General features: G+C 45.1%; 11 protein-coding genes. 7 read left to right on the top strand and 4 right to left on the bottom strand.

All coding sequences use genetic code 11. From position 1 onward, the window contains the following. Nucleotides 1-33 precede the first annotated feature (33 nt). The 4 genes from AB4Z50_RS19240 to AB4Z50_RS19225 all read left to right on the top strand — a co-directional run bounded on the left by AB4Z50_RS19240 (nucleotide 34) and on the right by AB4Z50_RS19225 (nucleotide 4990). Nucleotides 34-1374 (top strand): ABC transporter substrate-binding protein, encoded by a 1341-nt coding sequence (locus AB4Z50_RS19240; RefSeq protein WP_441881147.1) that lies wholly within the window; start codon nucleotides 34-36, stop codon nucleotides 1372-1374. A gap of 84 nt (nucleotides 1375-1458) precedes the next feature. After that, nucleotides 1459-2451: a LacI family DNA-binding transcriptional regulator gene (locus tag AB4Z50_RS19235; RefSeq protein WP_441881146.1), complete on the top strand. Its 993-nt coding sequence runs from the start codon at nucleotides 1459-1461 to the stop codon at nucleotides 2449-2451. 28 nt (nucleotides 2452-2479) lie between these two features. Beyond that, nucleotides 2480-3451, top strand: coding sequence for an N-acetylglucosamine kinase (locus tag AB4Z50_RS19230; protein WP_441881145.1), 972 nt, complete (start codon nucleotides 2480-2482; stop codon nucleotides 3449-3451). Nucleotides 3452-3658: 207 nt separating this feature from the next. Further along, a complete protein-coding gene (locus AB4Z50_RS19225; protein WP_441881144.1) occupies nucleotides 3659-4990 on the top strand; it encodes a family 43 glycosylhydrolase in 1332 nt (443 codons plus the stop codon). A gap of 66 nt (nucleotides 4991-5056) precedes the next feature. On the opposite strand, the gene AB4Z50_RS19220 is transcribed toward AB4Z50_RS19225, so the two are convergent. The 4 genes from AB4Z50_RS19220 to AB4Z50_RS19205 form a co-directional block, all read right to left on the bottom strand. Continuing rightward, entirely contained in the window at nucleotides 5057-5446 is a 390-nt protein-coding gene (locus AB4Z50_RS19220) for a carboxymuconolactone decarboxylase family protein (RefSeq protein WP_441881143.1), read from the bottom strand. Between the two features lie 75 nt (nucleotides 5447-5521). Continuing rightward, nucleotides 5522-6199 (bottom strand): Crp/Fnr family transcriptional regulator, encoded by a 678-nt coding sequence (locus AB4Z50_RS19215; protein WP_441881142.1) that lies wholly within the window; start codon nucleotides 6197-6199, stop codon nucleotides 5522-5524. A gap of 148 nt (nucleotides 6200-6347) precedes the next feature. After that, a complete protein-coding gene (locus AB4Z50_RS19210; protein WP_441881205.1) occupies nucleotides 6348-7400 on the bottom strand; it encodes an LLM class flavin-dependent oxidoreductase in 1053 nt (350 codons plus the stop codon). A gap of 464 nt (nucleotides 7401-7864) precedes the next feature. Further along, nucleotides 7865-8620 carry a class I SAM-dependent methyltransferase gene (locus tag AB4Z50_RS19205; protein ID WP_441881141.1) on the bottom strand — a complete coding sequence of 252 codons (756 nt, stop codon included), beginning with the start codon at nucleotides 8618-8620 and terminating at the stop codon, nucleotides 7865-7867. Between the two features lie 146 nt (nucleotides 8621-8766). Between AB4Z50_RS19205 and AB4Z50_RS19200 the strand changes: the two genes are divergently transcribed. The 3 genes from AB4Z50_RS19200 (at nucleotide 8767) to AB4Z50_RS19190 (ending at nucleotide 16020) form a co-directional block, all read left to right on the top strand. Further along, nucleotides 8767-9555: an arylamine N-acetyltransferase family protein gene (locus AB4Z50_RS19200; RefSeq protein ID WP_441881140.1), complete on the top strand. Its 789-nt coding sequence runs from the start codon at nucleotides 8767-8769 to the stop codon at nucleotides 9553-9555. A 733-nt stretch (nucleotides 9556-10288) separates the two neighbouring features. Next, on the top strand, nucleotides 10289-15370 hold the full coding sequence (locus tag AB4Z50_RS19195) for an AAA family ATPase (RefSeq protein WP_441881139.1): 5082 nt from the start codon (nucleotides 10289-10291) through the stop codon (nucleotides 15368-15370). Then, nucleotides 15367-16020 (top strand): response regulator transcription factor, encoded by a 654-nt coding sequence (locus AB4Z50_RS19190; protein WP_430055984.1) that lies wholly within the window; start codon nucleotides 15367-15369, stop codon nucleotides 16018-16020. The genes AB4Z50_RS19195 and AB4Z50_RS19190 overlap by 4 nt, the downstream gene beginning before the upstream one ends. The last annotated feature ends 6 nt before the right edge of the window (nucleotides 16021-16026 follow it).

The following is a 16026-nucleotide window of genomic DNA, read 5'->3' as shown; positions in this document are numbered from 1 at the left end:
ATGGAATCTAATAAAACCAAGGGGGAAATTAGAATGAAGAACAAGAAATGGTTATCCATTACCGCTATTCTCGCATTATCGATGTTTGCAACCGCTTGCTCAAACGGCGGAAACGAGGGTTCCGGTAAAGAAAAACAGGTAACGATCACGCATTATACGATTGACTCGCCGGACAGAACGTTTGTAGAGAAGCTGATTCCAGAGTTTGAAGAGAAACATCCGAACATTAAAGTAAAAGTGACTAAAGCACCTTATGAACAGTTTGATTCCAAGCTGCAATCGTCCATTGCCGCGAAAAATGCGCCGGACGTAACCTCTCACTGGGGCTATGGCGGTTTCATGGAATATTACAACAAAGATATGCTGATGGATATGACCCCTTATTTTGAAGACTTCAAAGCAGCAGACTACAATATTCCGGAAGATGTAATGAACATCTACAAGGTTGATGGTAAAACCTATGGTATTCCGTTAAACAGCTACGTGACCGTGATGCTGTACAACAAGGATCTTTTTGATAAAGCGGGACTTCCTTACCCTCCAACTGATTACGAGGATAAAAGCTGGACATTCGACAAAATGGTCGAATATGCGAAGAAGCTGACCGTAGACTCTGAAAATTTGGAGGAAGCTCAATATGGCGTCGACTTTGGATTCGGTGAGCGCGACCAACGTCCTCAATACTTCGGTGCAAATGTCTACTCTGATGATACATGGACAAATGGCGGCAAACCTTCCGAAATTAATCTGACTAAGCCTGATGTGATTGATGCTTACAAAACACTTTATGGTCTCATTCATGATTTGAAAGTGTCACCAACGCCAGCATTCTCCCAATCCGTATCCGGGCAATTCGGTGATCCGTTCCTATCGGGTAAAATCGCGATGTCTGTAGTTGGTTCATGGAGCCTTGCTGCCGCTGCAGATTTCAACTTTAAAGTAGGTGTTGCTGCGGTTCCAGTAAGTCCAAAAGGTGATGTGCGAAGCGTGCTTTACGTGGATCCATTATTTGTACTTAAGGATTCGAAACATCCGAAGGAAGCTGCGGAGTGGATTAAGTTCTTGGTTACAACTGAAATTCAGGAGAAATCGATCGAGCTTAGCGGAGGCAATCCTCCGGTCAACCAAGCAGCTGCTGAAAAGTATTACAGCAACTTTGAAGGCATCGATCCAGCAGGTATTAAGCAAGTATTCGAGGGTGCTTATAAATACGGCTTCGAATCATACAATCATTTAATTTCCAATTACTCTCAAATCAATGAGCTGTTCATCAATGAACTTTCAGGTGTAGAGAACGGAAAGCAGAAGGTTGAGGATGTGCTGCCAGTCATTGAACAGAAGCTGAAGGATCTTTTGGCAAGAGTGAATAAGTAATGGGTTAAGGGGAGGGGCGATTGAGGCTGCTCCCCTCCATTTTATACAAAGCATGATTACTACTAGTCTGAGGAAGGCGTTCTTATGAAGGTAAGCATTGTGGACGTTGCCAAAAAATCAGGATTATCCATTGTGACGGTATCAAGGGTATTAAACAATTTGCCAAGTGTCAGAAAGAGCAACCGGGAGCGGGTTCTTCAGGCTATGAAGGAGCTTGATTATCACCCTAATGCGTCTGCAAGGAGTCTTGCACGAGGAAAAACAGGCATAATCGGACTAGCGTTAACAACTTTGCATGACTCGTTTCTCGATGCGGTCGTCAAGGAGGTTAATGATCGACTTGCGGAAAATGGCTACTTTCTTGCATTATCGATTTCAACAGAAGAGGACGATCACATCCATCGATCATTATTTCAGGAAGGACGTGTCGATGGCGTCATCTTATTGTCGCCCATACGTGAGGATGAGTACGTACTAGAGCTTAAGAGAAACCGAATTCCATTTGTCATGCTCGATAATCAGCAGATGAATTCGCCTGCTACCTCTGTCATCGTAGACAATTTTTATGGTGGATATGAAGCAACCAAACATTTAATTGATTTGGGGCACAGGGATATCGCACATATTAGTGGTCCAGAGCTGTTTTTGAGCAGTCGAGAGCGTGAACGAGGATACCATGCCGCATTGGAAGAAGCGGGCATAACACCCTTCTGTGTGGAGCGCGGAGATTTTGAAATATCTACGGGTTATCGAATTGCTCGGGGCTGGATGGACGCTGGCAGACTGCCGACTGCGGTATTCGCGTCCGATGATAATATGGCGCTCGGCGCTATGAATGCTTTTATAATTGAAGGAATTCGAATACCTCAGCAAATTTCGATCATTGGATTTGATGATCAGATTCTTGCCACGGAGTTTCACCCGAAGCTGACGACGATGCGCCAGCCGGCCGCGCAAATTGGAAGGATGGGGGTTGAACTGCTGTTGAAGAGCATAAGCGGTGCAGCCAAAAGAAATGTCACTGTTCAATTGAGCCCAGAGCTAGTTATTCGGGAGACAACTTCTTTGAGGCAATAACAAACATGAAATCAAGGGAGTGTATCCGTTGAAATATTACTTGGGTGTAGATGGCGGCGGCAGCAAGACGTACACGCTAATTACAGATGAGTCGGGCAGAATTGTAGGAAAAGGGAATAGCGGTAACGGCAATCATCAGGTTGATTATGAGGCGGCCAAACGCAACATACGCGAATCGGTTGAGATGGCATTACAAGAAGCAAATGTAGTACGCAGTGACATTCAGTTCGCTTATTTTGGATTAGCTGGTGCTGACAGGGAAGCGGATTATGAAATATTGAGACCCATGATCGCAGAACTGGGATTTGCGAAGCATGAAGTAAATTGCGATACAGCGATAGCTCTTCGAGCGGGAACGGATCAGCCGTATGGCGTTGTACTGATTTGTGGTGCGGGAACGAACAGCGCGGGCGTTAACTCTCGGAATGAGTTTTATCAGTGTGGAGGCTTCTCTTATGCTTTCGGAGATTTCGGCGGTGGCAGCGACTTAGGCATTGAAGCTTTCCGCTCGGTTATCCGGGCTTGGGATGGGCGCGAGCGGCCGACTATATTGACGAACCTTCTGCTGCAGGACCAAGGCTACGACAGTGTGGAGAGCATGTTCAATGATTATTTGAATCACGATAAAACACCTCCGCTTAGAACGGTGAAGCTGCTGTTTAAAGCAGCAGAACAGGGAGATGAGGTTGCATTAACGATTTTGCGAGTGCAGGGGAAGGAGCTGGGCAAGTCGGCGCGGGCTGTCATTCAACGTCTGAGGATGGAGGCGGACAAGTTCGATGTTGTCCTTGCTGGCAGCGTACTAACTAGGGGAGAGGCAAGTTTTATTCACCCGTATATCGAACAAGCTGTCAAAAGCTGTGCTCCAGATGCATCATTAGTTAAGCTCGAGATTGAACCGGTTGTCGGAGCGGTATGGCTTGCTTTTGAAGCTGAAGGGAATACGCTGCCGCGGGAAGTATACGACCGTTTAAGATCCGTGTCGGAATATAGTTATTAATTTTTTTGGAGGGTACCGTTGACGGTGCTCTTTTTTTATTTGGCCTTTTAAAACAAATGTAATGAACGTGGCATATGAAGATGCTATTCAAATCGACTAGATTGTTTAATATCGTCTCATGGTGACGTATAGGTAAGTCGAGTTATGCTGGAGTAAGCTAATCATTTGGTTAAGTTTATAAAATATAGGCTGGAGAGCGAGGAATAGATGAACATGATAAAAAATGAAGGTATTCCAGTAGAACGTGAACGTGTGAAGCTAACATCTCAAAATCCGATAATAACTACAATATATACGGCTGACCCTTCTGCTCATGTTTGGGAGGACGGCAAGGTTTATATTTATGCTTCACATGATATGGACCCGGCAAGAGGCTGTGATTTAATGGATCGATACCATGTGTACTCCTCTTCCGATATGGTGAATTGGTTGGATGAGGGTGAAATTCTTCGTTCGGACGATGTAGCATGGGGCAGGCCGGAAGGCGGCTTCATGTGGGCGCCCGATTGCGCCTACAAAAACGGAACCTATTATTTCTATTACCCGCATCCCAGCGGGTCAAACTGGAATGATACATGGAAAATCGGTGTGGCGACGAGTCAAAAACCGGGAAGCGGTTTTAAGGATCAAGGTTATATCTCGGGACTGGGCGGATTTGCACTCATTGATCCATGCGTGCTCGTTGACGATGATGGACGTGCTTATATGTATTACGGCGGGGGCAGCAGATGCGAGGGCGGCGAGCTGAACGACGATATGATGTCCATTAACGGTGAAATGCGCGAGATGGAAGGACTGGAGGATTTTCATGAGGCGGCTTGGGTTTTCAAAAGGGCTGATCTCTACTATCTGACCTACGCCGATAATTTAGATGGAAACAACCGCATGAGATATGCTACCAGCAAGCATCCGCTTGGACCATGGACATATAGAGGTATTTTTCTAGAGCCGACTGGCTGTTCAACTACTCACGGTTCTGTGGCGGAGTTTAAGGGGCAGTGGTATTTGTTTTATCACAATCAGGAAATTTCGGGCCAAGGCAATTTAAGAAGCATGTGTATTGATTATTTGTATTTTAATGAAGATGGAACGATTCAGACCGTCGTTCAAACCAAAGAAGGCGTCAAGCCTGTAGGGGATGCTCCGGCTCCTAACACAAATCAGAAAACCTACTCTGCCAGCCGTGTGGACGGAGGAGCGGTTGTTGAAACAAACGAGCAAGGAGAAAGTGTCGTTAATCGTTTGGATATCGCGGGCTCTTATTGTGAGTTTCAAACTATCGACGGAGAAAAAGGCGGAAGAGCGGCCATTCATATTCGTTATGCAACAGCAGAGCGACTCGCCAAACTAAACCTGACCGTGAATGGTCATGATTATTCCTTGCTTAATGCACTGTCGACAGGAAGTCTGCTGGACTATAGCGGCCTTGCTAGTATTACCGTTCAGCTAGAGCCAGGTGATGATAATATCATTAGACTCACAGGCGGAAATGGCGAGATTAGTGTCGAAAGCATAACGGTTAGCCCGTTTCTGGATTGATGGAATAAGCAGCAGCCCCCGCGACAACAAATGGGGGCTGCTGCTTTTTAATTTGAAGAAATAAACTTAACAGAAACAGTCCGGCGCTGAGGATGATTGCTCTGCTTTCTTGTGTGATCGTTTGTTATCGTCTTCTTCAAATGAGATTAAGGCATGGGTCGCATGGCTGAGAATGGCGCCTGCTCTTGTGGATGCTGCAATCAAAACGGCCTCTACTATTTCCTCCCGCGTGCCTCCTAGCGCCTTGCATTTCTTCACATGCATATCAATGCAATAGGGGCATCCTGTCACATGAGCAACGGCTACAGCAATGAGCTCTTTCATTTTTGCAGGTATGGCATCAGAAGCATGATAAACGTCTTTTTCAAAAGCTAAAAAGGAACCTGCAGCCTGCGGAACGAGCTTAATCAGCTCTGGAATCCGGCTTAAATTCGTACGATCGTAATAATGGGTCATCATGTGCCCTCCCGTTAAATAAGATTGATTCCTTATTAATTGTAGGGGAGAGCGATTCAAATCTCAGTGACATTGTCACAAATGCTGTTCTATTATACGGTTTAAGATGGCGCGATCCAATATGGTGACCTTTCCTCTGCTTAATGCAATCGCTCCTTGCTCCACAAAGCCTTTTAAAATGCGGGTGATGACCTCGCGTGATGTCCCAATTTCTATAGCTAGTTGTTCATGAGTAAGCCGCAAGCAATCACCCTTCACAGATTCCGAAATTAAATAGTCCGCAATGCGATAAGGGAGCTGCTGGAAAGCGACATTTTCCAGCAGCTTTGTCACATTCGTCATTCGATCAATAAATTGTTTATAAATATATTGCCGAATGGGTTTGATCGTGTTCATCCAGTCTCGAAATACGGAAACGGGCAGCAGCAACACGTCCGTTTCCTCCTCTATCGCAACCGATGCTTCATATTCAGTCTCGCCCAATATGCTTGCCATCATAAGGACGCAGCACTGACCGCTATGTACCCGGTATAAAGTAATTTCTCTGCCTGTTTGACTCAGCTTAAGCACTCGAATTTGACCGCTGACAATAAACATAGCATGTTGCAAAATATGGCCTTCTCGAATGGAATGCGAGGTAGCCGGATTAATGGATAATAGCTGTGCAGCTTCCCAGCTCTCAGCAGGAAGATGGGTGAATGAGGGAAACATATGCTGAATTTGCTGTATTTGTTTGCGAGAAAGATGATTCATACACAGGCTCCTTAAGTGACGGATTGTGTACTATTTCTCTGTCTTTTTCGTTTTTCCTTTTATTAGAAGATTTACCCAACCTAAAAAAAGAAGTGTACTGGCCATCTCAGGCTCGCACACTTCAATTTTTTGATAATGGCTATCTTTTTTATTGCTTTCCTTCGCTTCTTGCAAGCTCCTTGCGTACAATTGGGGCGACCTTAGTGCCGAGCAGTTCAATGGCTCGCAGTACCTCGCGGTGCGGCATCGTACCTACATTCACATGCAGGAAGAATCGAGTGACGCCTAGATTTTTGCGCAGCAAAAGAATCTTCTCCGCAACATATTCAGAATCACCCACATATAAAGCGCCTCGAAGGCTGCGGGCAGAGTCATAAGCTGCACGACTGTAATGCTGCCCCCAGCCGCGTTCACGTCCAATGACATTCATTTGTGCCTGAGTTGGCGGGAAAAATAAATCGGCTGCCTGCTCCGTAGTTTCACCAACAAAACCGTGGGAATGTGTGGCGATTTGCAGCTTGCTAGGATCATGGCCAGCTTTTGCAGCTGCTTCTTTGTAAAGATCGACCAGCGGCGCAAAATTTTCAGGCATTCCGCCAATAATAGCGAAGGCGATAGGAAGGCCGAGCAGACCTGCGCGAATCGCAGATTGTGCGTTGCCGCCGCTTGCGATCCAAACGGGAAGCGGGCTCTGAACTGGCCGCGGGTATACAGGTAGATTATGAATAGCAGGACGATGTCCACCGCGCCAATTAACCTTTTCGGAATCTCTGATAGCAAGAAGCAGCTCTAGCTTCTCTTCAAACAATTCATCATAATCTTCTAAGCTGTACCCAAATAGCGGGAAGGATTCAATAAATGATCCCCGCCCTGCCATAATTTCGGCTCTGCCGTTCGAGAGCCCATCGAGTGTGGAAAACTGTTGAAATACACGAACCGGGTCGTCTGAGGACAGAACGGTAACGGCGCTAGTGAGTCTAATATTTTTGGTCATAGGAGCTGCTGCTGCCAGTACAACCGCAGGCGCAGTGCCAGCGTAATCAGCACGGTGATGCTCTCCAATACCATAAACATCTAGTCCAACTTGATCTGCGAGCACGATCTCCTCAACCGCGTTGCGCAGACGTTCAGCATGGCTCATGATTACTCCTGTCACCGGGTCCGGTGTCGTTTCCAAAAAAGTACTAATTCCAATTTCCATGTTTGCTGCCAAATCGGCCATAAGCATACGCCTCCTTTATTACCTATAGTTTACTCAATTTTTTATGGTTTCTCAAATTTAGTAAGCAGATAATTTCGGTTGATTACTTCTCTAACGAATCGTAATATACTTATTAGGCAGAAAACGGCATCTTTTAAATTTTAACGAACCTGATTAACGTTATGGCATGCTGTATGAGGGGTTAGGAGCTGTTTTTCTCAAAATAGCGACGCTGGAGTTCGTTACATATTTAATCCATTACGAATCGATTAAATAAGAGCTGCTAGGTTCGTTAGCGATAAATCCAATACAAATTCCGGGCAAAGGAGCACATAGTTAACAGTGATTCACTCAGGCATTCGCTTTGTCCAAGCCTCCATAAACAAAACAAGGGCTGTTCCAAATGTAGATTTCTACTTTTGGGACAGCCCCTTTAGATATATAGCAGTACGTGATTACTTGATTTAGACGTTACCCATATAGCTGCGTGTTAGATTCGGCATGATAAGCACATCGTTTTTGCTGTATTTTGCATAGAGCTCGGAGAGGGATTGAATAAACGGTTCATACTGTTCGTCAGTCTCTTTTGGCGCATAGGAGCCGGATAAATTACGTCCAATAAAACGGTCTAAATCAAATTCCAAATGGTATTCAAATACTTTAAATTCATAGCTGCCGTTTCGGAAAAACTGCTCATACACGTCAGGAGTCTTATCGATACCGCCGCTAAATCCTTTAAATGCAGGGCAATACTTTTGGCAGATCGCTGCGTTTTCAATAACGAGCTCGCTTGAAGCATCTCTGCTATTCCACACTAAGGCAACGTTAGCATCTGGTTTTAGTATTCGTTGGCACTCCAGCTTAAACTGCTCCTTGTCAAACCAATGAAAGGCTTGGGCAACCGTAATTAAATCAATACTTTGGCCTTGCAGCGGCGTATGCTCAGCAGCACCATTTATAGAGGTGAACTTAGCATAATGATTTAATTCTTTTTCTGCGGTGGATCTCATATCCTCATTAGGTTCAATAGCAATGACCTTTAAATCTTGATCCAGTAGCTGCTTCGTAAGTATTCCAGTGCCGGAACCAATATCAGCTACAGTATGATCCGGTGATAGGTTATTGCTCTGAATAAGGTAGTTAATATAAGCCATTGGATAATTGGAACGGTATTCGGAGTAAATCGTGGCTTTGCCTGTAAAGTTATCTTTTGTCCCCAAAATAAATAGCCTCCTGTAAATGATTTATTTTGAATACAATAATTTTACTGATTTTCTTTAATTGTAGCGCTTGTCTTGCCATTAGTCGATGCAGGAAGATATGATGAAATAAATAACAAGTCTACGAACAGCGAGGGGTAAATAAAATGGTAGTTGACCACAAGCAATGGAAACCTGAAGTATTGGCGTATCTTGAACGAATAGGTTATAACGGCCCGATCGACAACAGTTTGGCAACACTTACGGAGCTCCAGAACTGCCATGTACATACCGTACCCTACGAAAACTTAGATATTATAAATCGGGTACCGCTATCATTGGAAATTCCCGACCTGTTCAATAAAATCGTTACTAAGCATCGCGGCGGCTATTGCTTTGAGTTGAATGCACTGTTTGGTTGGTTGTTAGCCGAGCTCGGCTTTAACGTGACGAACTATTTTGCCCGGTTCTGGCGTGATGAAACACAGACACCGCCAAAACGCAGGCATCATATTTTACAGGTAGTAGCTGAAGGAAAGCCGTATTTATGCGACGTGGGAGTAGGCGGTATTGCACCGCGAAACCCGATTCTTTTGGCTGAAAATGTCGTCCATGAGCAAAAGGATGAAGCGTATCAGCTGGAGCGGGATGCCTTTTTTGGCTGGGTGCTGCTGGAGAGGAAGAAGGGGGAATGGAGCCGCCTTTATACCTTTACCGAGGAACCGCAGCTGCCGCAGGATTTCATTATGACTTCCTACTGGTGTGAGCATGCACAAGATTCGATATTTGTGAGCACGCCGATGGCGGCCATTCGGACAGCTGAAGGAAGAAATACGATCGCAGGCGAAGAGTTTCGTATATTTACGGCAGAGGGCGTTCAGGTAGTCACACCTTCTACACAAGAGGAATATGCGGAAGCATTACGTAAATATTTTGGAATTGTCATATCCGTATAGCTTGTTAAGCAATTGGATCATCTTTTATATCTCTATCATACTAATGGGCTGTCTCAAAAGTAGATTAATCTACGGTTGGGACAGCCCATTTTTTACGTATATGCTGACCGATTGTTGTCATATGACAAAAAAATGACAACTCTCACTATATAAAAGGGAGAATTTGGATTATACTGTTTATAGGTAATTAGTATCATGTAAATGATAGAAATGCTAAAGGTAAATAGATAATAGGAATTATTTTTGAGGTGAAAACTATGGCTGAGTATATCATGTTTCGAGAAATTTGGACGCCTTTCCGATTGGTAGGCATTCGACTGTTTAAGGATGAACATACTAAATATTGGTATAAAATTGGGAGCAATCATCGAAAACGAATGTTTAAGTGAATGTAACGAGCAGACTTTCCATCGGATGGTCTGTTTTTTTTATTCCAAGCACGAACGCGGTATTCATAGTAGAAGAGCCAATGCTATAATGAAGTTAAATTTCTTCTGGGCTTCCTTTAATTGATTAGGGCGTGTCTGAGAACTCTGAGGACAGCAAATTTTGCCGAATTTTCGTTCAATGCAAGGCGCGTTTGTGAAGGCGTACCGGGGTACGTCAAGCAAACGGAACGAAGCAGGGGGCGAAAAGGCGGTGAAAGGTGCCACTGAACGGGTTTTCAGACACGCCCTACCTATATTTAAATAATGAATTCTTTCCATATCTAGCAACTGGGGAGTGCGGCTTCTTGATTGAGATATCAGGTTATCAAATGATCGATGAAATAGGCAGTTATGATGATATAAACCTATATAGAATGATTCGCCAAACGGATAACATTACGGTTATCGCCAAAACCACATGTGACATCTATCCAGGACCAAACGTGGTTGCTGCATTTCAGCATGAGTATGAGTTGCTCGTTAAGCTCGGCGGACGAGGAACGTTAGAAGCATACAGTCTGGAAATGTTAGCAGACAGACCTGTTCTGATTTTGCAGGATATCGGAGGCAGTACGCTAGATCGAGTATTGCGCATGCGCGATAACCCTTTTATGCATGAAGCGTTGCTGGCCATCGCAGTATCGGCAGCAGATAGCCTGATGCAAATACATCGTGAAAAAATAATACTCAATGAAATAACCCCCTTTCATCTCATCGCTAATCCCGATACCTATGAAGTGAAGCTTATTGATATTCGAATGTGTTCAACTGAACTTAACAAGAGTCCGCTTCCATTAACAACAGGCAGGCCTGACTTCATTTTGTCCTATATCTCTCCAGAACAGACGGGCAGAACGGGAATGATCCCCGATTACCGCTCAGATTTCTATTCGCTCGGCGTCACCTTATACGAATGGATGTCGGGAAGCCTTCCTTTTGAATCACAAGATGTAATGGATGTTATATATCGGCATATTGCCAGCACGCCTGAACCTCTGCATAAGAGGTATCCCTCTATACCCGAGATGGTATCTGCTATTGTAAGCAAGTGTATGGAGAAGATGCCTGATGCGAGGTATATCAGTGCATTCGGGTTGAAGTCGGACTTGGAGGAATGTCTGAATCAATTCCAGTTATCTGGAGAAGTAGAAGCTTTTGCACTGGCAAGCCGTGATATTTCCGATCTTTGGAGGACTTCAAGCCAGTATTACGGCAGACGCTCAGAGCAGCAATGCTTGCAAGATGCACTGCAGCGAGCGTCGTTAAGCGCTGCGGAGGTTATCTGGGTTAGTGGCAACGGAGGAATAGGGAAAACGTCCTTTGTGAATGAAACGCTTAGAAAATCGATGCCGCTTGAAGTTTATTTTGTTACGGGCAAATTCAATCCGCAACAAGCGGCAAAACCCTACGACGTATGGATTCAAGCCATTGATGAATTGGTTAGCCTGATGCTCATGGAGAGCAAGCTGCAGGCAGAGGTTTGGAAGCTGCGCATTATAGATGCCTTAAATGGGTATGGACAGCTGTTGATTGAATTGGTTCCAAAGCTGGAGCTGCTGATTGGAGAGCAGCCAGCGGTACTTTCATTGCCGCCAGTGGAAGCACAGCGCCGTTTTCACCTTATTTTGAGCCGTTTTATTCATCTATTCCTTCACCGGGACTGCCCGTTGGTTTTGTTCTTTGATGATCTTCAATGGGCGGATGAAGAATCGCTTCAATATCTTGCTTATCTTCTAGAGGATAGGGACATCAATCATTTACTCGTCATCTTGGCTTATCGGGATGGAGAAATTACGCCGCTGCATCCGCTGAGCCGTTTGGAGAATCATTTTGAAGAGCACAACACAAAGAACAGCCGTATACATCTGGAGGCTTTGGAAGCCTCTGATTTAACCAGCCTTCTAAGCGACACCATGGGCTGCGAAGCTGCTGAAACCGATGAGCTGGCTGCTGTATTGCTCCATAAGACGGAAGGCAATCCTTTTTTTCTAAAGCAATTTATTCAGGATTTGGTTGATGATGAGCAAGTTATGTTTGATGAATCGAGCAGGCGCTGGCAGTGGGATTTGCAGCTAATTGCTGAAAGGAACGTTCCGGCCAATACGGCTGATTATATATCGGATAAGATGAAGCTTTTCCCGGATCAGATGGTTTATGTGCTTGGGCGGGCAGCTGTTCTTGGCACCAGCTTTGATGTAGATATGCTTGTTTCCATTACGAATCTACCCTTGCAGGAGCTGGAAGAAGTGCTGGAGAAAGCCGAGCGTGAACAATTATTGCAGCCAGTTAAGCTCGGGAACGGTAAAATTTATCAATTTCAGCATGATCGCATTCAGCAGGCTGCCTATCATCTTGTATCCGAGGATGAGCTTCCCGCACTGCATTGGAGAATCGGATCGCTGCTTGCGGACCGTGTAGCATTCACTGAAGATGCAAATGTATTCGAAGCCGTCAATCATTTCAATCAGGCATGGAAACAAATAGAACGTCTAGAGCAGAAGCTGGAACTCGCCGAGCTGAACTTAAAGGCGGCCTTGAAAGCGAAACAATCGACCGCATATGAGACATCACTAGGCTATTTGCGTCATGCTGCTGCCCTTATCGAAGAGGAATGTTGGAAAAATAGCTACTCGCTTGCCTTCCGAATATTCAGAGAACGCGCCGAGGCGGAATATTTATGCGGTCATTTTGCGAAAGCACATGATTTATTTAATTTGTTGATCAGCAAAGCGGAGACTAATTTAGATAAAGCGCTCGTTTGGACCATGAAAATTCAATTAGAGGCAACGAATGACAATTACGACGAGGTCCTTTCTTTGGGCCGTCAAACGTTGGAGCTATTGGATATTCACCCTCATTTTGAGCCAAGCACATTCGAATTGACTGTGCAGTGGTTAAAGCTCAGAAGGAAAATTAAGAAACATTCGATAGCATCGCTGCAGCAACTACCGCCAATGACAGATGAAGTACGGAAAGCGGCTATGACCGCGATGGTCTATACGAGCAATGCCAGTTTTTTTGTAAATCAAAAAGGCTGGCTTGCTACTACGTTTACCATGGTCGAAATGACACTGGATTACGGCATGGCCCCGGAGTCTTCAATCGGTTTTGTCGGTTATGCCATGTTCCTGAATTTTCAGTTTCGGCATTATAAAGAGGCATTCGAATGGGGTATGCTCGCCTGTGAATTATCGAAGCCGTACCCTATACTGCATGTTAAGACGCTTACTTCATTCACCCTTTGTTACGACAGCTGGCGCAAATTTGATCCGATGATGCTAAAGACCTTTACTGAGCATGCTGGGAAAGTTGGACTGGAATCGGGAGATCTGTGGCACAGCAATCAAAGTGTATTAATTAATTGTGCAACTCTGCTGCAATATGGTCATCCGCTTAGTGATATTTATAACCGGTTAATTGCGCATTCAGGCGATTTTTTGCGCCATAATAATACGCTTCATTGGAAGCAAGCCGTTTTGCTTGCCACTCTCCTTGTCCGTTTAACGGGATATCGCGCGCCGAATGATCCATTTATGGAAACAGATATCTTTAGCGAGGATTTTGCCGGATCGGTGCACGGAGATCAATTTAATACGATTCAAGAGCTGGTTTGCACGCTTCATTATTTGCCTGGCTATTTTTTTGGTCAGTATCAGGAAGCAAATGAGGCTTTGAAGAAAGCAGCCGAAATTATTTCTTCGCGTAATGATAACTATGAGAGCACCGTACAATATTTTTATGAATCGTTAGTGCTGGCACAGCTTTATGAGGATGTTTCCGTACAGGAGCAAAAAGAATTTTTGACAACTATTAAGAAACATATGAAAAGAATGAAACTGCTCACTTCGCGTTGTCCAGAAAACTATAAGCATAAATATTTGCTCATTAAAGCTGAAATGGCACGGATTACACGAAAGAGCCGTCAAGCGGAGGAGCTGTTTGAGCAGTCGATTGAGGCAGCGCGTGCTTATGGATATATACATGATCTTGCAATAGCAGCAGAATGCCTTGCAAAATTCGCCCTTCGTCAAGGCAGGCAGCAGCTCGCGAAAATCTATATGACGGAAGCGTATGAAGCTTATATTGAATGGGGGGCGGCTGCGAAAGCGGCTGATCTGGAACAAAAATATGGGCATCTGCTCCACATTAGACGGGAGTCGGGCCTTGAAAGTGTGGATTATCTCTCAGCAGTCATGTCCGCGCAAGCATTATCGGGCGAAATGGAAATGAATCGTTTGCTCGATACGCTGATGCGTATCATGCTTCATAATGCTGGCGCGGAATATGGCGTACTTATTTTTGGTCACGAAGACAATTGGGTTGTTGAGGCGTATGGAACAGCAGAGGAGCTTCACATTGAAACCGTGCCCCTTGCGGAGGAATCGGAAATCGCCTCAGCGGCGATTATTGGCTATGCAGCACGAACGAAAGAGGAAGTTGTCCTACATGATGCAGCCCATGAAGGGATGTTCGTCCGAAATCCGTATGTTAAAAATAATGGATTAAAGTCGGTTTTATGTCTGCCTATCATGCATCAGAATAAGCTGATTTGCTTGCTTTATATGGAGAATAAGCTAACGACGAGCGTCTTCACACCTCAGCGGCTTGATGTTCTGAAGCTGCTCGGCTCCCAGTGCGCCATTTCCATAGAAAACGCTAAGCTTTATTCGGGGATACAATATCTTAAAAACAACTTAGAGGCACAAGTCGTCGAGCGGACTCGCAGTCTTGAGAGATCGATGCAAGAGACGTCTGCTGCGCTTGCCGAAGCTTCTGTTTATGAGGAACGGAGCCGCATTGCCCATGATATTCATGATATTGTCGGTCATTCACTTACCTCGACGATCCTTCAGATTGAAGCTGGAAAACGTCTGCTGCACAAGGACATGGAGGGCGGCATGCAGCGGCTGAAAGAAGCGCAGGATCTAGCAAGGCATAGCTTGAATGAGATCCGCGGCTCTGTCCATATGTTGAAGGAGGACAAGTTCGCTGACCTCGGACAAATGCTGAATCGGCTCATTCAAGATACAGAGCGCAATATGGAAGTAGAAGTTCATGCAGCGATTCAGCCTTTGCCGAAGCTGTCGACAGCGCATAAGAAGGCGATCTATCATGCGCTCCAAGAAGGCTTAACCAATGGCATCCGGCATGGGGGGAGCAAGGAATTCCGCTTTAGTTTGCAAACCGTCGGCACCTATTTGCAGTTCAGGCTTGAGGATTGCGGAATTGGAGCCCCTGAGATTGCGCTCGGATTTGGGTTAAAGGCGATGAAAGAGCGAGTGGAACAGCTGGGCGGAAGCCTCTCTATTGAATCATGGCCAAATCAAGGCTGTCTGTTAAAGATCGATTTGCCCTACAAGATACGATTGAATGGAGAGAGGGAATGAATAAGATAACGATTGTAATTGCCGATGATCAGATGCTGACACGGGAAGGACTTCGAACCATACTGGACTTAGAAGATGATTTCGAGATCGTTGGCGTAGCTAAAAATGGGGAAGAGGCGTGTGAAATGGCAGAGACGCTTCAGCCACACCTTATGCTGCTGGACATTCAAATGCCGATTATGGATGGAATCACCGCTTTAAAACGAATAAAGCAGAGCTCGCCCAACATTTTTATTTTGTTTTTAACGACATTCATAGACGCGGATTATATTGTAGAGGGCATGGCGCATGGGGCAAGCGGCTATATGCTGAAGGATATGGACATCGATAAAATGATTGCCGCGATTCGTGATACGATATCCGGGCAGTTTATTCTTCCAGCCGCGGTTGCAGCCAAACTGGCTGAGAGGATGAACAGGTTTACAGAAGATCACGAGCAATGGCAAAATCCGAGCCAGCGCCACATCCAGCTGACAGATCGCGAGAAAAAGTTGGCACAGCTTATTATACGCGGACTGAACAATCGAGAAATTGCTGATGCGTTGTTCATAGCCGAAGGTACAGCACGCAACTACATCAGCAATCTCTATAGCAAACTGGAAGTTGTTGATCGCGCACAGGCGATTATTCGCCTGCAAGGCTTGATTTGATTCATG

The sequence above is a fragment of the Paenibacillus sp. 2TAB26 genome (genome assembly GCF_052115145.1).
In the GTDB taxonomy this organism is placed as follows: domain Bacteria; phylum Bacillota; class Bacilli; order Paenibacillales; family Paenibacillaceae; genus Pristimantibacillus.
The sequence above is the reverse complement of the archived record's forward strand: the minus strand, read 5'-3'. Positions and strand labels throughout refer to the sequence as shown.